Raw genomic sequence first — 17,409 nt, forward strand, 5'->3', positions numbered from 1 at the left:
GCCCGCGCCAAAGTCGGGCTTGCCCGACTTCGGCTCTTTGAATTGTCGATCTCGGGCAAGCCCGAGATCGATGCGGGCTCCTCAGGATGAGGGAAGCTTCGGATGGCGCGATGAATTACGAGGCGCTCCAGCGCAGCACAGGCTTGCGCGCCGCGGCGGTCTCGTCGAGGCGGCGGCGCGGAGCGTGGCGCGGCGCCTCGGTAAAGCGACGCGTCTCGCCGCGTTTCGCGCTAGCGATGAGATCACGCATCGTCGCGACGAACAAATCGAGCGAGCGTTTCGATTCCGATTCCGTCGGCTCGATCAGCATGGCGCCATGCACGACGAGCGGGAAATAAATCGTCATCGGATGATAGCCCTCGTCGATCATCGCCTTGGCGAAATCGAGCGTCGAGACGCCCGTCCCCTCGAGGAAGCTATCGTCGAACAAGACCTCATGCATGCAGAGGCGATCGCCGAAAGGCTGCGTCATCACATCGCGCAGCGCCACGCGCAGATAATTGGCCGAGAGCACGGCGTCGCGCGACGCCTGCGCGAGCCCGTCCGCGCCATGCGACAAAATATAGGCGAGCGCGCGCACGAAAGTTCCGAACTGACCATGAAATGCAGTGAGCCGGCCGAAGCTCTGCGCCCCATCGCCATGCTCGACGAGACGCAATGTCTCGCCTTCGCGCAGCAGGAACGGAACCGGCGCGAAAGGCGCGAGGCGTTCGGAAAAGACGACAGGACCAGAGCCCGGCCCACCGCCGCCATGCGGCGTCGAGAAGGTCTTGTGCAGATTGAGATGCATGGCGTCGACGCCCATATCGCCGGGCCGCGCGACGCCGGCGATAGCGTTGAAATTGGCGCCGTCACAATAGAAATAACCGCCCGCCTCATGCACGCGCCGCGCAATGGCGACGATATTGCGCTCGAACAATCCGCACGTATTCGGATTGGTGAGCATGATGGCCGCGACATCGGGGCCGAGCGCTTTGGCGACCGCCTCCTCGCTCACCACGCCATCGGCGCCGGCCTCGATCACGCGCGGCTGAAAGCCGAGCAGAGCGGCGCTCGCTGGATTTGTCCCATGCGCCGATTGCGGAATGAGAACCACCTTGCGCGTCTGCGCCTCGCCGCGCGCCGCGAGCGCCGACTCTATGGCCATGAGGCCGCAGAGCTCGCCATGCGCGCCGGCTTTCGGCGAGAGCGCTATGGCGCTCATTCCGGTGAGCGTCAGCAGCCAGCGCGACAGCTCCTCCATCAGCGCCAGCGCGCCCTGCGCCGTCGATTGCGGCTGCAGCGGATGCAGATCGGCGAAGCCCGCGAGCCGCGCGATCTTCTCATTGAGACGCGGATTATGCTTCATCGTGCAGGAGCCGAGCGGATAGAGGCCCGCGTCGATCGAATAATTCTTGCGCGACAGACGCACATAATGGCGCATCGCCTCCGGCTCCGAGAGGCCGGGCAGGCCGATCGGCCCTTTGCGCTCGAGCGCGCCGAGACGCGGCTCCAAATGCGCCGGCTCTTCTATATCGACGCCGCTCGTATCGGTGCGGCCGATCTCGAAGATCGGCGGCTCCTCCTGATCGAGCCCGCGATTTCCCGAGAAGGTCTCGAACGAAAAATCCTTCGGATGATCGAGCATCAGAGCGCTCCTCTCATTGCGGCGACGAAAGCCTCACGATCTTCCACCGTATCGACCTCTGTGCTGGCGACGATGAGGAGATCATCGAGCCCCGCATCTGGAAGCAGGCGCGAGACCGGAACGCCCGCAAGCACGCCCTGTTCCGCCATGGCTTCGACGAGACGCGCGGCGTCGCCCGGAACGCGCAGCGTGAATTCGTTGAAGAAGCTCTCATTGAGCGTCTCGACTCCGGCAACGCTCGCGAGCCGGTCGACGAGATCGACGGCGCTCGCATGATTTGCGCGCGCCAGACGACGCAGGCCCGCTTCGCCGAGCAGGCTCAAATGAATGCTGAAGGCGAGCGCGCAGAGATTGGAGTTGGTGCAGATGTTGGACGTCGCCTTGTCGCGACGAATGTGCTGCTCGCGCGCCGAGAGCGTCACGACATAGCCGCGGCGTCCGTCGGCGTCGACGGTCTCGCCGATGAGACGGCCGGGCGTCTGCCGCAGATGGGACTGCCGCGTCGCGAACAGGCCGAGATAAGGGCCGCCGAAGGAGAGCGGATTGCCGAGCGACTGGCCTTCGCCGACGGTGATATCGGCGCCCATCTCGCCGGGCGACTTCAGCAGGCCGAGCGAGACCGCCTCGGTGAAGACGGCGACGAGCAGCGCGCCATGCCGATGGCAGGCCTCGGCGATGGGCGCGAGATCGCGCAGATTGCCGAATACATCCGGCGTCTGCAGGATGACGCAGGAGACGCTGTCGTCGATCGCCGATGCAATGTCTTCCCGCGCCCGCACATCCGGCGCCAGCGCGACAATCTCATCGCCGGCGAAATGCGAGATCGTGCGCAGCACATCCGCATAATGCGGATGCAATCCGCCGGAGAGAATCGCCTTGCGCCGCTTGGTGATTCGATGCGCCATCAGCGCCGCCTCGGCGCAGGCGGTGGAGCCGTCATACATCGACGCATTGGCGATCTCCATGCCGGTGAGCATGGCGACCTGCGTCTGAAACTCGAAGAGATATTGCAACGTCCCTTGCGATATCTCCGGCTGATAGGGCGTGTAGCTGGTCAGAAATTCCGAGCGCTGGATCAGATGATCGACGCTCGCGGGAATATGATGGCGATAAGCGCCGGCGCCGATGAAGAAAGGCGCGCTCGCGGCCGAGAGATTGCGCTTCGCCATGGCGGAGAGCAGACGCTCCACCTCTATCTCCGATTTTGCGCGCGGGAGATCGAGCGGCGCTTCGAGCAGCAGCTCAGACGGCACATCGGCATAGAGCGCCGCGAAATCGGCGACGCCGATCGCCTCGCGCATTTGCGTGCGATCGACATCCGTCAAGGGCAGATAGCGCATGGCTCATCCCTCGCTTTCCAGAAAGGCGCGATAGGCGTCCTCGTCCATCAGATCTTCGAGCTCGGAGGCGTCGTCGACGCGCAAGGTCAGCAGCCAGCCTTCGCCGAGCGGCTCCTTATTGACGAGATCGGGCGACGATTCGAGGCGGTCATTGATCGCGACCACCTCGCCGGAAATCGGCGCATAGATTTCGCTCGCCGCCTTGACGCTTTCGATCGTCGCCAGCTGCTCGCCCTTGGCGACGCGCCGGCCCGGCGACGGCAGCTCGACAAAAACGATATCGCCGAGCTGCGACTGCGCGAAATCGGTGATTCCGACGATCGCGACATCATCCTCGACGCGCACGAAATCATGATCCTTGGTGTAACGCTCGCCGCTCATGATCTGTCCTTTCCGGCTGGGCCGCGGAAAAAGCGATGGGGAACGAAAGGCAGGGATGTGACCTCGACCGCGACAGGCTTGTCGCGAAGGCGGCTCTCCAGCGTGACGCCGGGCGTGGCGAAGCCGGATTCGACATAGCCCATGGCGATGGGACGCGAGAGCGTCGGCGAATAGCCGCCGGACGTGATTCGGCCGATGATTCGGCCATCCGGCGCCGCCAGCGCCGCGCCCTCGCGCAATGGCGCGCGGCCTGCCGGCAGCAGGCCGACGCGCAGACGCGCAGGGCCATGCTCCAGAGCGGCGCGGATGCGCTCATAGCCGGGGAAGCCGCCCTGCTCGCGGCGGCGCTTGCCGATCGACCAGGCGAGACCCGCCTCGACCGGATCGGTCGTCGCGTCGAGATCGTGGCCATAGAGGCAAAGGCCGGCCTCGAGCCGCAGCGAATCGCGGGCGGCGAGGCCGGCGGGCGCGACATCCGGATGCGCCAGCAGAGCCTCCGCCAGCGGCTCGGCGAGATGATTGGGAACAGAAATCTCGAAGCCGTCCTCGCCCGTGTAGCCGGAACGCGACACGAAAAGCCCGGCGCCGCGAAACTCGGCGGCGCGCCAGCCCATGAAGGGCATGCTCTCGAGGTCGAGCTCTTGCAGGACCGTCGCGAGCGCGGCGGCGGCGCGCGGTCCCTGCAGCGCGATCAGCGCGCGACCGGAGAGAACCGACAGGCCGAGCTGCGGCAACTGTTGGCGCAAAAGCGCGAAATCTTGCTGCTTGGCCGCGGCGTTGACGATGAGCAGCAACCGCTCGTCGCGCCCCGGCAGGCGGGTGATCATCAGATCGTCGAGAACCCCGCCATCCTCCGCGAGCAGCTGGCTATAGCGCGTGCGCTCGGTGTGAAGGTCCGCGATGGCGGCGGGGACCAGAGATTCGATCCGCTCCGCCGCTCCGCGGCCGCCGAGGATCGACTGGCCCATATGGGAGACATCGAAGAGGCTCGCCTTCTCGCGCGTGTGGGAATGCTCGGCGACGACGCCGGCCGGATAATGCAGCGGCAGCTCATAGCCGGCAAAAGGCGTCATTCGCGCGCCGAGAGCGCGATGCAGCGCATCGAGCGGCGTCTTCTCCGGCATCGTGGACGTGGGTGGGGCGTGGCTTTCGCTCAAAGGGCGCTCCGACAGTCGGCGTACGGCATTGGGCGGATTGCTCCGCCCGGCTCGCGCCCCCTCTGTCTGGAGACCTGAGAGATTTCCCTGCAGCGCAGGTTACGCCCTTCGGTGGGCGCGGATGGGCCGCGCCGCTTTCCAGAGTGTCTCTTTCCTCGCGGTCCTTTTGCCTGAGCGTTTCCGGGGCGGTTGCGCCTTCGGCTCCGGCGCGAACGCCGGCCTCTCCCGCGAAGATCGTCGAGACACTTCAAAAGATGAGATCGAAACGCGCGCTCGTCAAGCCTCGTCGGCGACGAGATCCTGCGTCGGACGGTCGCGCCCCGAGCGGGGCGGCCTTATTCTTCGCAGTCGGTGGACAGGACGACCTCGTCGGGCAATCCCACCATCACGCTTTTTTCCAAATTCACCCCGACGAGACGCGCCAAGGCGCCGTCTCCCTCGAGGATCACCACGGCTTCGCTCGGCATGTCCTTCAGCACTTCGATCAATTGCGCGACCGTCATCGAACATCCTCGCGTCTAGAGTCTTTCCACGTCTCAGCGGAACGGGAACAAGACTCTAGGCTCATGCTTCGAGGCGCATCGAACGCCGAACCGGCGTCTGCCTCGTCTGGAAATGCACACTTCGCCGACGCGCCGACGCGCGGCGCGTCGGTCGCGCTCAGCCGAATTTGAACAGCACGCCATAGCCGCCGCGCGGATAGTTCCACACGATATCGCCCTGCGGCTCGCAGAGAACACGACAAGTGCCGCATTCCAGACAACCGTCCGGCGTGATCTCGACCTGGCCCGAGGCGTTCTGCTCATAGCAGCCAGCCGGGCAGATCTTGGTCATCGCCACGAGATTCTTGGACGGCGTCGTGTGCGGTTGCACGACTATATGGGGTTTTCCTTGATCGACGAGATAGCGGTTCTGGAACAGCTTCTCCTCGACTCGCGCAGCTTGCGTCGACATCGCGATTCCTCCTCTCAGCGCCAGGCGCGCGCCAGACGCCATGCATCTCCGAACAGTCCCGTCAGCGAGCGCTTCTCACGGAAAGCACGGACTGACGCCTTTTCCTTCTCGATCTTCGGCGTGCCGTCGACGCGTAGGAAATTCTCCATCGCCTTCGACACGAGTGTCGGATAGGTGAGGAAGAAATTCTGCGCCTGCGTATGCAGCAACGCCGGCATGTCCTTGTATTTCTTCAGATCCTTCATGACGAAGCTGTCATCGAGGAATTTTTTGTAGAGCGCCAGATTCTGCTTCGTCATTGGATCGCGGCGGGACTTCACCTGGAAAATCGCCTCGCCCGCGAGCCTGCCGGACGTCATAGCAAGATTCGAGCCTTCTCTATGGATCGCATTGTTGAGCTGCGCGGCGTCGCCGACGACAACCCAACCATCGCCGAACAGCTCCGGAATCGTGTTGAAGCCGCCCTCGGGAATGAGATGCGCGGCATATTCCTTCACTTCCGAGCCCTCGAGCAGCGGCGCGATCGACGGATGCTTTTTGAAATTCTCCAGCATGCCGTAGGGCGTCTCCTGGTTTTCGGCGAAATCCGACACCAGGCAGCCAAACCCGACAGAAATGCTCTCTTTGTTCGTATAGACGAAGCCCATGCCGGTCATCCCCTTGGAGATGGTGCCGGCCGCCTCGATCACGACGCCTTCGTCGCCATGCAGATTGAAGCGGGCTTCGAGCGTCTCGCGCGGGAGAAAATGCATTTCTTTCACGGCGAGCGCGACATGCTCGGGCCGCGGCGTCGGCCGCAGACCAGCGCGCGCGCCGAGCAGGCCGTTGACGCCTTCCGCCAGCACGACGACATCGGCGAAGACCGTGCCGCCGGCGCGATCCGTGCGCACGCCGATCACCTTGCCATAAGCGTCGCTGACCAGCTCGGTGACGGTCGTCTCGCTGATGACGATCGCGCCCGCGCCCTGCACCTGCTTGTTGAACCAGCGATCGAACTGGGAGCGGATGATCGTGTAGCGGTTCGGCTTCTCTTCGTTGAAGTCATCCGAACGATATTGCATGCCCGTATGCGAGCGGTCGGTCATCATCCAGAACCGCTGCTCGATGAGATGCCGCTCAAGCGGCGCCTCCTCGCGGAAATCCGGAATGATCTTCTCCAGCATGTCGGCATAGAGAATGCCGCCCTGCACATTTTTGGAGCCGGCGTATTCGCCGCGCTCCAGCTGCAGGACGTTCAGACCGCGCGAGGCCATCGTATAGGCCGCAGCGTTGCCGGCCATGCCGGCCCCGATGACGATCGCGTCGAATTTCTCTTCGATCATGATGATCTCCTCGGGTTAGCCGGCGAGCCGGTCTGCGTTCTCGGGCGAGAGACGTTTGCGGAATGCTTCGGTCAGCGCCGGCAGCAGGCGAATGGCGTCGGTCACTATGCCGATATGCGCGAAGTCGAAGATGGGCGCATTCTTGTCGGTGTTGATCGCGACGATGCAATCGGCGCCTTCGACGCCGACGCGATGCTGGATCGCGCCGGAGATGCCGGCGGCGATATAGAGCTTGGGACGGATCGACTTGCCGGTCTGGCCGATCTGGCGATCGGAGCTGATCCAGCCCTTCTGCACCAGAGGACGCGAGCCGCCGAACTCGGCGCCGAGCACGGTCGCGAGATTGCGCACGAGCTGATAATTCTCCGCGCTCTGCAGGCCGAGCCCGCCGGCGACGACGACATCGGCAAAAGCGAGATTGCTCTTCGCCGACTCGCGGTCCGGAATGAACTTCAGCAGCTTGGTGATGATCGTGTCTTCGTCGAGATCGGCTTTGAACTCGATCACACGACCTGTGCGCGTCTCGTCGCGCACAGGAGTCGGCAGCTGACGCGGACGCACGGTCGCCATCTGCGGCCGATAGTTCAACGTATAGATCGTGCAGAGCAGCGAGCCGCCGAAGGTCGGCCGCGTCGCCGCCAGCGAACCATCGGCGTCGACCGCGAGCTCGGTGCAATCGGCGGTGAGGCCGGTGAGCAAGGTCGTCGCCACCGAGCCGGCGAGATCGCGGCCGAGCGTCGTCGCGCCCAGCAGCAGGATCTCGGGCTTATGCGTGTTGACGAGCTGCGTGACGGCCTTCGAGTAAGGCTCGTTGCGATAATCGCCGAGGATCGAATCCTCGACGAGATAGGCGAGATCGGCCCCGTAGAAGAAGGACTCGTTGACGGCCTTGCGCGTGGCGTCTCCCGGCGAGCCGAGCACGACGGCGGCGAGATCGACGTTCAGCTGATCCGCGAGCTTGCGGCCGGCGCCGAGCAGCTCCCAGGACACCGGATGCACCTCGCCGCGCTCCAGCTCGACGAACACCCAGACGTGCTTGTAGCCGCGGAAATGCTCCGGGAGCTCCTTTTTCGCGCTGGCGCGGCTCTGCTGCGGCGCGGCGGGGGCGGGCTTGTCGGACATTTTCGCTTCTCCTTTAGAACCCACTGGCCAGTTTCGTCATGTCGTCCTCGAGCGCAGGATGGCGCTTGAAGATCGCCTCGATCAGCACGTCGGCGGAATCGCCCGCGTTCTTTCCCGGCTCCACGAAGGCCGCGCGATCGGTCCGCACCGGCGGAGCGAAGACTTTCTTCACGATCGTCGGCGAGCCTTTCAGCCCGCATTTCGTGAGGTCTTCGATCTCCGCGTCTTTCGCGCTCCAGGTGATGATATCGGCGCGCGCCGCGCGCAGCGAATCCGAAATGGAGCCGCGACGCACCTCGTTCGTCCCCTCGAGCATGGCGATGAGGCAAGGCATTTTCGTCTTCAGAACCTGCGTGCCGCCTTCCGCGCGACGCTCGATCACGACCTCGCGCTTCTCCTCATCGGCTTCGACGATCTTGGAGACATAAGTCAACTGCAGAAGGCCGAGACGCTTCGCCACACCCGGACCGACCTGCGCCGTGTCGCCGTCGATCGTCTGCTTGCCGGTGAAGACGAGATCGAGAGCGCCCCAGGTCTTCTGAATCTTGTTGATCGCCTGAGCGAGCGCATAGGTCGTCGCCAGAGTGTCCGCGCCGGCGAAGAAACGATCGGTGAGCAGAATCGCGCGATCGGCGCCGATCGCCATCGTCTTGCGCAACGCATCGGCGGCCATGGGCGGACCCATGGTCAAGGTCGTGACCTCGCCGCCGAATTTGTCGCGCAGCTTCAGCGCTTCCTCTAGCGAGAAGAGGTCATAGGGATTGATGATCGTCGGCACGCCCTGCCGCATGATCGTGTTGGTGACGGGATGCACGCGGATCTGGGCGCTGTCGGGAACTTGCTTGATGCAGACAAGTATCTTCATGTGTCTCTTCCTCTCGCCATCCCGACTTGTGTTTCGATCTTCATCCGTTCGACGTCGTGACCGTTGTGAGCGGCACGAAGGGCTTCTTCGGCTCCTCTTTCGGCTTTACAGCGTCCTTGTGCACTTTGAAAAGCCGTTCTTCGATCGGAGACGATTTCGTGAAGTCCTGATACGCTTTCGCGAGAAATTCACGGCAGGCTTCGCGCACCTCGTCGTCGGACGCGCCCTCGGGCGCCGCCTTGTGAAGATACTCGCCCATGCGTCGCAGAATATGCAGACGCGAGTGCCGCACGATGTTGGGGTCGTATTCGACGCCGAGAAGGTCGAAGAATTCCTCGGCCGCCGACAATTTGCGCAGATCGTCCAATATGCTCATGGCTTGTTGTCTCCGACTTGCCGATGGGAGCCTTCGCTGACGCGCACTTGTAGATGTGCGAGCCGCGCTTCGAGAAAATCGATGCGGTCGATGAGCACGGAGATCGCGTCGCCGACCGGATCGGGAATGAGGTGATGCTCGAGATCGATGCGGCCATCGACCCCCGAGCGGCGCCGCTGCTCGCGCACCACGCGGCCGGGAATTCCGACCACAGTCATCTCTGGCGGAACATCCTCGATGACGACAGAATTGGCGCCGATGCGCGCGCGCGGGCCGACGCTGATCGGCCCTAATATCTTGGCGCCGGCGCCGATCAGCACGCCATCGCCGACTGTTGGATGGCGACGCCCCACGGACCAGGAGGTGCCGCCCAGAGTGACGCCGTGATACATGGTCACATCGTCGCCGATGGTCGCCGTCTCGCCGATGACGACGCCGGCGCCATGATCGATGAAGAAGCGTACGCCGATCGTCGCGCCGGGATGAATGTCGATATTGGTGACGAGACGGCCGAACCACGACAGCGCCCGCGCCGAGAACTTATGGCCGCCGCGCCACAGGCGATTGGCGATGCGATGCCATATCAGCGCATGCACGCCCGGATAGAGCAGAACCACCTCGAGCGTGCTACGCGCCGCCGGATCGCGCTGCGCGACGCAGCCGACATCCTCACGGATCAGCGCGAACAGGCCTTTGCTGGGCGCGACGCGCGGCGTGTCGACAATCGAAATGGGACTCATGACACGCCTCCGACATCATGCCGCGCCGCTATGGCCGCCTCCGCCTGCGCCCGATCGACGAGACGAATGAACTCTCCGCGATTGACTGGACCCTTCTGGTCCAGAGCGCGACGCTTGACATGATCGAGCAGGCGCGCGGCCGTCTCACGGTCGAGATCGACACCGATCTCGGCGCATTTCTTCTGAATCGCGCTCAAGCCCGAATGCTTGGCGATGATGATGCGGTGCCGCCGTCCGAGCCGCGCGGGATCGAGGCCCTGATAGGTGCGCACATCCTTCATCAGCGCCGCGACATGAATGCCGGATTCATGCGTGAATATGTCGGACCCGACCACCGCCTTGGCGCGGCCGATCTTGCGGCGCGCCGCCGCCGCCACGAGCCGCGCGACGCCTTGCAGACGCTTGAGATCGATATTGGTGCGCCCATGCGCGACATGGCCGAGCGCGAGCGCGACCTCCTCGAGCGCCGCATTGCCGGCGCGCTCGCCGAGACCGAGCATGGTGACGGAGGCATGCGTCGCGCCGCCGCGCACCGCTGCGAGCGTGTTGGCGGTGGCGAGGCCGACATCGTCATGGCCGTGAAACTCGATCGGCAGATCGGTCTCCTCGCGCACGCGCCGTATCGACTCATAGGTCGCGAAGGGATCGAGCGTCCCGAGCGTGTCGGCGAAGCGAAAACGCGTCGCGCCCGCCGCCGCGGCCGCCCGTGCGATGCGACCGATGTCGCGCGGGTCGGCGCGCGAGGAATCCTCGCCGCCGAGAGCCACGGTCAGCCCTTTCGAACGCGCATAGGCGACCACACGCTCCACCCGCGCCGCCGCGCCATCGACATCCGTCGACAGTTTCACGCCGATCTGCAATCGCGACATGGGCGACGACACGTTCACATGTGCGACATTCGCTGCGAGCGCGGCGTCGACGTCGCTCTCGCTCAGCCGACACCAGGCCATCACCCGACACGGCAGACCGTCCGTGGCGATCGCGGCGATCGACTGGATTTCGTCCCGGCCCATAGCCGGCGTCCCCGCCTCGATCTCATCGACGCCGAGGGCCGCAAGAGCGCGCGCGATCGCGAGCTTTTCCGCGGCGGTGAAGGCGACGCCCGGCGCCTGCTCACCGTCGCGAAGCGTCGTGTCATTGATGAAGATGCGGGGTTGATCGCCGTTCACGGGAGCCGCCTATCACGCAAAAACGGGCTTGGAGTCGTTGGTCTTCTTCTCCGCATCCGCCCAGAAAGGAGACATCTCGCGCAGCTTCTCGACAATCCCCGGCAGGGCTTCGACGACGCGATCGACATCCTCGGACACATTGTCCCGCGAGAAGGAGAAACGCACCGCGCCATGCAGCGCAGCCTCGGGAATCTCCATCGCCTTAAGCACATGGCTCGGCTCCATGGAGCCCGAGGTGCAGGCCGAGCCCGACGAAGCAGCGACGCCCCCGCGATTGAGATGCAGCAGGATCGCTTCGCTCTCGACATATTCGAAAGCGATATTGGTCGTGTTGGGCAGACGGTCATGGCGATCGCCATTGACGATGCAATTGGGAACGCGCTGCAGAACCGCTTTCTCCAGCCGATCGCGCAGCTCTTTCACGCGGCCCTGCTCCTCGGCCATGTGCTGGAGCGCGAGCTCCGCCGCCTTGCCGAGGCCGATGATCGCTGGCACATTCTCCGTGCCGCCGCGACGCGCTCGCTCTTGATGACCGCCGCGGATCAGCGGCTTGAAACGCGCGCCCTTCTTCACATAGAGCGCACCGATTCCCTTCGGACCGTGTAGCTTGTGGCCAGACAGCGACAACATGTCGATCGCGCTGTCCTTGAGCGAGATCGGGGTCTTGCCGACAGCTTGCACAGCGTCTGTATGGAACAGAGCGCCATGCTCCTTAGCTAGCTCGGCGAGGCCTTCGACCGGGAAAATCGTCCCGGTCTCATTATTCGCCCACATCAGAGACACGACGGCGACCTTGTCGGACAACGCGGCGCGATAGGCTTCGATATCGAGCTGGCCGGAACCGTCGACGCCGATGAAATGAACCTTGGCGCGGCCGGTTTTCTCGAGATGCTCGCAGAGCGACAGAATCGCGGGATGCTCGACCTTGGACGTCACGATCTCATTGCGATCCGGCAGCGCCTCGAGCGCCGATAGAATGGCTGCGTTGTCGCTCTCCGTGCCGCCCGAGGTGTAGATGATCTCGTGGTCATGCGTCGCGCCGAGCAGCTGCTGAAGCTGCTGCCGCGCGGCCTTCACCGCGGTCCCGACCTCCGCCCCGAAAGAGTGAGCCGAAGAGGCGTTGCCGAAATGCTCCGTGAAGAAGGGGAGCATCGCATCCACCACCGACGGATCGGTTCGGGTCGTCGCGTTATTGTCGAGATAAATCGCCTTCATGACGCACTCCTCAATGAGCGTTGCGACCGACCGGGATCACGCGAATCGGCACGCCCAATTTGGCCATGAGCCGCTCCTGAATTCCCGAGACAGTGACGCTCGCCATTTGACAGCCCACACATGCGCCGGTGAGACTGACCAGCACGTTGGAGCCGTCGACGTCGATCAGCTCACAGTCGCCGCCGTCCTTGCGCAGATAGACGCGGAGGTCTTCGATCGTTTCCTCGATCAGTCGAATCTTCTTCAGATTCGTCATACCGGCCGAAGGCGGCGGAAGCGGCGAGGCCGGGGAGAGCGGCGAAGATTCCGCAGCTGGCCGCACGATCGGCTTCGCAGGAGCCGGCGCTGTCGACGCGGCCCGCACGGCGGCGCTGAAAAGATTGAGCGAGCCCGGCCGCGGCGCGACAGGAGCCGGAGCCGGAGCGGCCGCCACCGTCTCTGGACGTGCGATTTCCGCCACCTGCGGAGCCGCTGAAGCGGCAGACGCAGCCGCAGCCTCGGTCGCTACCCGAAGCAAAATATCTTCGATCTGCTCATAGCAGGTCGTGCAGCCGGTGCCCGCCATGGTGAAGGCGCCGACCTGCTCGACCGTCGACAGACCATTGTCGCGGATCGCGCGCTCGATCGCCCTCGCATCGACGCCGTGACATTTGCAGACGAGCGCCGCCTCCTCGTGCTCCGGCCGCCAGACCTCGCCGCGAAAATTGGCGATCGCCGCTTGAAGCGCTTCATGCCCCATCACCGCGCAATGCATTTTCTCCGGCGGAAGCCCTCCGAGGAAATCCGCAATGTCGCGATTGGTGACCGCCCGCGCCTGCTCGAGCGTCTTGCCGATGACGAGCTCGGTCAGAGCCGAGGAGGAAGCGATCGAAGAGCCACAGCCATAAGTCTGGAATTTGGCTTCGAGAACGATCTCCGTCACAGGGTCGATATGGAGCATCAGCTTGAGCGCATCGCCGCAGGAAAGGGCGCCGACCTCGCCGATCGCATTGGCGCCGTCGAGAACGCCAGCGTTCTTAGGGTTGAAGAAATGCTCCTGGACCTTGTCGGAATATTCCCACATCGCCGCTCTCCCCCGAAGACGATCAACCGAACGACTTGCCGCAGGAACAGCTGGATTTGGCCTGGGGATTGTCGAAGGTGAAACCCGCGCCCTCGAGACCGCTGACGAAATCGACGCGCGTGCCGTCGAGATAAGCGAGCGAGCCCTCCTCCACGAAAACCTTCACGCCGTCGCGCTCGAAGACATGATCCGCGGGGTTGCTCTCATTGACGAGGCCCATCGTATACTGGAAACCCGCGCAGCCGCCCGCTTCGACCATGATGCGCAGACCCTCGACCTCCTGCCCGGCGCCCGAAATTGCCGAACGCACCGCGTTCAGCGCGTTGTCTGTGAGTTCGATCATTTGCTTAACCTCTTCCCGGAAAACTATCCGTCATAGAGGAAGCAACCGCTATGCCACACGGGTTTACCATCCTGAATCAGTCGATTCGCAGGGCTCGCGGCTGTTCGCATTCCCACAATGTCGGAGTTCCGACACGGATGGCGATTGTCCTTCGAAATGCACGAAATTCCGCGATTTCAGCGCCATTTGTCGCTGAAAAAGGGCGCCAAATCTCGAGATCGATCAGGAATTCGAGGGCTTGCCATGAGACAGGCGGGCTAAGGCGCTCTCGCCACTCTCGTCGCCGAAGCAGTCATGGAAATCGCTGCATTCCCGGCATGTCGGGGCCGCGCAAAGAACAAAGCCTTCCATCTCGCACAAGGAGCGATAAAAAAACTTTTTCCATTTCATATGATTGACATTACGCGATGCGAGGCTCGGAAAGCGCTCCTGCATCAAACGGCCGAGCTCGTCCCTCTTCGCGAGCCCGAGGTCCTGCCACAAATGCCGTGGGGACATAGACCGTTTTGTGAGGATCGAGGCGAGCCAGCCCGACTCCTCCGACGCGTCGCCGCGAAATCGCAACAATAGTTGCCGAATTTGATCTTCTTCGTCATCCAGCTCGATCGCCTCGGGCTCCGCCGCTAAATCCAGCAGCAAACGTGCCTCGGGCGCCCAACGATCTATCAGCCGGGCCATCTCTTCCCGCCCGAGCGCGAGAGACTGGGCGAGCCCACCGGGCCGCCCTGCCGCCTCGCTCAGACCCAGCGCCAACACGCAGCAGAACACATGGGCCGTAAACGGGTCGTCGCGTCCGAAATCACTCGGACGCGACCGCAAACGCACGTAAATGTCAGTCGAATCCAGACCGGGCTGCCCGAGCCTGCTCTCCGTGCGACGATCCTCGGAGAGAAAAGCCATCGGATCAGCCGGCCAGCTGGTCCACGGGGACGTGCGTCTGGCAGTCCTTCGGACACACCTTGGAACACGCGGAGCAGCCGATGCAATCCTGCTCCCTTTCGACCTTCATGATTTTCCGATTGAGCTCGCCGTCGAAATCATCGTCATCGTCACCGTCAGTGACGATTCCGAGGATGGTTCCCTCCGCATCGACGCCATAAAGCGCCATCACGTCCTGCGGGCAGACCTTGAAGCAACGTCCGCAGCCGATACAGGTCGCGGGGTTGATATCTGTCAGATAGGACGGCGTCCAATCGGCGCCGCCTCTCGTTTTGAACGCCCCCATCACGCCGTCTCCAATTCCTTGAGCTTCTGGCGCGCGGCCTCGAGAGCCGAATACGCCTCATAGGCCTCCTGCGCGACGGTGAGAATCGTGCCCCAGTTGATCGGCAGCTCTTCCGAGAGGTCGTGCAGATTCATCTTCATATTTGTCGCTTTGGCAGAGAGCTTCTTGATCTCGGCCTTCAGCTCGTCGACGGAGCTCATTTTCCACTCTCCTTCGAAATCAGTAACGCGCGACTTCCGGAAACTTCTCGACCATCTCGACGCCGGAGTTGACGAGCTTGGTGCCTTCCTCAGACAGCTTGTCGAGATTGTCGAAGCCGAAACGATGAACGTCGCGCAGCTGCTTATTGACGACGATGAGGCGTCCAGCGATGAGAACCTGACGACCAAAGCCTTCGTGGCTCATCTTGATCATCGGCTGAACCATCACGCCAGTGGCGCGCTCGATCGACAGAGCGACCGCATTGTAGAAGAGCTCGACGCGCCAGAGGATCTCGGGATCCGGATCGCCGATCAGCGGGAGCGCCTTACGCGCTTCCTTGTCGACGATATACGGCTTGATGAGATCGAGGTCCTTCTTGTTCTCCCAAGTGCCGTGCGTGTCCTGCGCGCGCCACTGCTTGATGAGTTCCTTGACGAAGATGCTGTCAGCCGCATCACTCGCCGTAATCGTCTCCGTCTCAGCCATTTGCAGCCTCTTCCTCGAAATCGAAGGTACGTTCCTGGCCCTTCGTGATCACCTTGCGCAGCCACGGCGGCGGCGCGCCCTGCAGGACAACCTTCAGCTTCTCCAGCAGATCGACGATGTTCTCGGGCTGCGCCACCTTCATCGGGTGGATGCCGGACGCCACCACGCGCGCAGCGCCGGAGCCGCCGATCGCCGCAATGTAGAGAATCGCGCAATCCTTGATCGCCTCGAGCTTCGGCTGAAGCTTGTCTTCGTTTCCGTCTTCCTGCAGATCGCCCTGGAACTGGATCGTCTCGACCAAGCTATATCCATCGGCCGTCAGCTCGTAGATCGCGATATTCTTCGCCCAACCGAAATGGGCGTCGACGCGTTCGAGGTCTTGGGTGGCGAATGCGACTTTCATGCTGCCTCCTCGTGGTCAGGCCATCGCGGTTATTTGAACCCGCTCGGGAGCCGGCTCGCCCCCGAAATGCGTGACATTCTCATCTTCGCGGCGCCAAGTGTCCGGACCGGGCTCATGCGCCTGCGAAATGAACATATTGCCGATATTGAAGATCAGCGTCCGCGTCCCTCTATAGCCGACCGTCAGCTCGTGACCTGCGCCGAGACGATCGAAAGTCGGAAGGCCGAGTCGGAAGAGCGGCACGCCGAGACGTTCCGACGCCTGACGCCCATGCGAATGGGTCATTATCAAATCGGCGCCCTTCGAACGATTTTCCAAATCTTCGAGATCGCCGATCAGAACCTCATCGATCGCGAGCTTTTCGAGCACGGCCGAATGGGTCGTCGTCACCGCGGCCGTAACGTTCGCGCCCATCTCGATCAGCCATGAACCGATCGCGAAGAGAAGATCCGGCTCGGCGCCGATGGTCACCTTCTTGGCGCCGAAATGGAAATGTCCGTCGAGCATGGCGTCGACGAGCTGCCCTCTCTGCCGCTTGAACTTCAACGGCACAGGACGGCCGCTGATGCGTGAGAGAAACTCGATAAGCTCATCATTGGGCGCGAGCCCGGTGAGGCGATCGAAGAGAACGAAGGGCACCCCGGCGCGCCGCTCCAATGTCGTCGCCGCCAAGCGCATCTGTTCTCCGACCGCGATCGTCCATGCGGCGGAACCCATCTGCGCCATAGCGTCACGAGTCGTGCCGCCGAGCGTCGTCGGCGTGAAATCCTCGGGCAGATGCCCGTCGAGCGATCCCGAGAGATCGGGCAAGAAGGTCGGCTCGAGCCCGAAGCTTTCGATAATGTCTCGCAGCTCGTCGATATCGCCGGGCGTTAGATGGCACCCAGGCAACACATTCACTCTCTGCGGCGCACGCTGAATGGGAGCTGCATTCGCCGGCACGAAAGCCTCGATGAGCTTCGAGACCGTCTTGCCCCAACCATCCTGGAAAGCGTCCTTGAAGTCGGGAGTCGACACATAGACGATGCCCATGTGATCGAGTTCCGGATGACGCTGCCGGATGAGCTGAATGTAGCCGTCTACGTCGTCGCCTTTGGTCTCGGTCACGCCGGTCGAGCAAATCCCGATGATCTCGGGCTTGGCGCGTTTCGCGATATTGACGACCGCCTCCTCGACATTCTCCAAACCACCCAGCACCGTGGCGACTTCGCTCATCGCGGTCGTCTGAAGTGGAATGGCTTCACGAAAATGTCGAACAAACAGCACAAGCCCAAAAGATGTGCATCCCTGTGACCCATGCAGCAGCGGCATGCATCCCTGAACGCCCATGAAGGCGAGCGCGCCGCCGATCGGCTGGCTCATCTTCAACGGGTTGACCGCGCAGGCCTTTTTGGAAACTTCGACTCTAGCCATCGGAGCG

Annotated in this window: 21 protein-coding genes and 1 riboswitch; all 21 genes read right to left on the minus strand. The window is 63.1% G+C overall.

Going from position 1 to position 17,409, the window contains the following annotated elements:
* Positions 1-115 precede the first annotated feature (115 nt).
* The 21 genes from gcvPB to nifN all read right to left on the minus strand — a co-directional run bounded on the left by gcvPB (position 116) and on the right by nifN (position 17,402).
* Positions 116-1,627, minus strand: a complete 1,512-nt coding sequence (gene gcvPB / locus METLW3_RS0117420; RefSeq protein WP_024881112.1) for an aminomethyl-transferring glycine dehydrogenase subunit GcvPB — start codon at positions 1,625-1,627, stop codon at positions 116-118.
* Positions 1,627-2,967 (minus strand): aminomethyl-transferring glycine dehydrogenase subunit GcvPA, encoded by a 1,341-nt coding sequence (gcvPA, locus tag METLW3_RS0117425; protein ID WP_024881113.1) that lies wholly within the window; start codon positions 2,965-2,967, stop codon positions 1,627-1,629. Before gcvPA ends, gcvPB begins: the two co-directional genes overlap by 1 nt.
* A gap of 3 nt (positions 2,968-2,970) precedes the next feature.
* Complete coding sequence (gcvH, locus tag METLW3_RS0117430; protein ID WP_024881114.1) at positions 2,971-3,348, minus strand: glycine cleavage system protein GcvH; 378 nt, start codon at positions 3,346-3,348, stop codon at positions 2,971-2,973.
* Positions 3,345-4,472, minus strand: a complete 1,128-nt coding sequence (gene gcvT, locus METLW3_RS0117435; protein ID WP_026599430.1) for a glycine cleavage system aminomethyltransferase GcvT — start codon at positions 4,470-4,472, stop codon at positions 3,345-3,347. Before gcvT ends, gcvH begins: the two co-directional genes overlap by 4 nt.
* Positions 4,473-4,653: 181 nt before the next feature.
* Positions 4,654-4,743, minus strand: a riboswitch (glycine riboswitch).
* Between the two features lie 97 nt (positions 4,744-4,840).
* Positions 4,841-5,008, minus strand: coding sequence for a hypothetical protein (locus METLW3_RS28860; RefSeq protein WP_166671825.1), 168 nt, complete (start codon positions 5,006-5,008; stop codon positions 4,841-4,843).
* Positions 5,009-5,165: 157 nt separating this feature from the next.
* Entirely contained in the window at positions 5,166-5,459 is a 294-nt protein-coding gene (locus METLW3_RS0117445) for a ferredoxin family protein (RefSeq protein WP_024881116.1), read from the minus strand.
* 14 nt (positions 5,460-5,473) lie between these two features.
* Positions 5,474-6,781 (minus strand): FAD-dependent oxidoreductase, encoded by a 1,308-nt coding sequence (locus tag METLW3_RS0117450; RefSeq protein ID WP_018267938.1) that lies wholly within the window; start codon positions 6,779-6,781, stop codon positions 5,474-5,476.
* Between the two features lie 15 nt (positions 6,782-6,796).
* Positions 6,797-7,903, minus strand: a complete 1,107-nt coding sequence (locus tag METLW3_RS0117455) for an electron transfer flavoprotein subunit alpha/FixB family protein (RefSeq protein WP_024881117.1) — start codon at positions 7,901-7,903, stop codon at positions 6,797-6,799.
* A 13-nt stretch (positions 7,904-7,916) separates the two neighbouring features.
* Positions 7,917-8,768 (minus strand): electron transfer flavoprotein subunit beta/FixA family protein, encoded by an 852-nt coding sequence (locus METLW3_RS0117460; RefSeq protein ID WP_024881118.1) that lies wholly within the window; start codon positions 8,766-8,768, stop codon positions 7,917-7,919.
* 40 nt (positions 8,769-8,808) lie between these two features.
* Positions 8,809-9,144: a nitrogenase stabilizing/protective protein NifW gene (gene nifW / locus METLW3_RS0117465; RefSeq protein WP_018267935.1), complete on the minus strand. Its 336-nt coding sequence runs from the start codon at positions 9,142-9,144 to the stop codon at positions 8,809-8,811.
* A complete protein-coding gene (gene cysE / locus METLW3_RS0117470; protein ID WP_024881119.1) occupies positions 9,141-9,884 on the minus strand; it encodes a serine O-acetyltransferase in 744 nt (247 codons plus the stop codon). Before cysE ends, nifW begins: the two co-directional genes overlap by 4 nt.
* Positions 9,881-11,053, minus strand: a complete 1,173-nt coding sequence (gene nifV, locus METLW3_RS0117475) for a homocitrate synthase (protein ID WP_024881120.1) — start codon at positions 11,051-11,053, stop codon at positions 9,881-9,883. Before nifV ends, cysE begins: the two co-directional genes overlap by 4 nt.
* Before the next feature lie 12 nt (positions 11,054-11,065).
* Positions 11,066-12,268 carry a cysteine desulfurase NifS gene (gene nifS, locus METLW3_RS0117480; protein WP_024881121.1) on the minus strand — a complete coding sequence of 401 codons (1,203 nt, stop codon included), beginning with the start codon at positions 12,266-12,268 and terminating at the stop codon, positions 11,066-11,068.
* A 10-nt stretch (positions 12,269-12,278) separates the two neighbouring features.
* On the minus strand, positions 12,279-13,331 hold the full coding sequence (gene nifU / locus METLW3_RS0117485; protein ID WP_024881122.1) for a Fe-S cluster assembly protein NifU: 1,053 nt from the start codon (positions 13,329-13,331) through the stop codon (positions 12,279-12,281).
* Between the two features lie 22 nt (positions 13,332-13,353).
* Positions 13,354-13,674: an iron-sulfur cluster assembly accessory protein gene (locus tag METLW3_RS0117490; protein WP_024881123.1), complete on the minus strand. Its 321-nt coding sequence runs from the start codon at positions 13,672-13,674 to the stop codon at positions 13,354-13,356.
* Positions 13,675-13,896: 222 nt separating this feature from the next.
* Positions 13,897-14,574, minus strand: coding sequence for a nitrogen fixation protein NifQ (locus METLW3_RS0117495; RefSeq protein ID WP_024881124.1), 678 nt, complete (start codon positions 14,572-14,574; stop codon positions 13,897-13,899).
* Positions 14,575-14,578: 4 nt separating this feature from the next.
* Positions 14,579-14,899, minus strand: a complete 321-nt coding sequence (gene fdxB, locus METLW3_RS0117500) for a ferredoxin III, nif-specific (protein WP_083967343.1) — start codon at positions 14,897-14,899, stop codon at positions 14,579-14,581.
* A complete protein-coding gene (locus METLW3_RS0117505; RefSeq protein ID WP_024881126.1) occupies positions 14,899-15,099 on the minus strand; it encodes a CCE_0567 family metalloprotein in 201 nt (66 codons plus the stop codon). Before METLW3_RS0117505 ends, fdxB begins: the two co-directional genes overlap by 1 nt.
* A gap of 19 nt (positions 15,100-15,118) precedes the next feature.
* Complete coding sequence (locus tag METLW3_RS0117510) at positions 15,119-15,586, minus strand: NifX-associated nitrogen fixation protein (protein ID WP_024881127.1); 468 nt, start codon at positions 15,584-15,586, stop codon at positions 15,119-15,121.
* A complete protein-coding gene (nifX, locus tag METLW3_RS0117515) occupies positions 15,579-15,989 on the minus strand; it encodes a nitrogen fixation protein NifX (RefSeq protein WP_024881128.1) in 411 nt (136 codons plus the stop codon). The genes METLW3_RS0117510 and nifX overlap by 8 nt, the downstream gene beginning before the upstream one ends.
* A 15-nt stretch (positions 15,990-16,004) precedes the next feature.
* Positions 16,005-17,402 (minus strand): nitrogenase iron-molybdenum cofactor biosynthesis protein NifN, encoded by a 1,398-nt coding sequence (gene nifN / locus METLW3_RS0117520; protein ID WP_024881129.1) that lies wholly within the window; start codon positions 17,400-17,402, stop codon positions 16,005-16,007.
* Positions 17,403-17,409 lie beyond the last annotated feature (7 nt).

The organism is Methylosinus sp. LW3, from assembly GCF_000527115.1.
In the GTDB taxonomy this organism is placed as follows: Bacteria; Pseudomonadota; Alphaproteobacteria; order Rhizobiales; family Beijerinckiaceae; genus Methylosinus.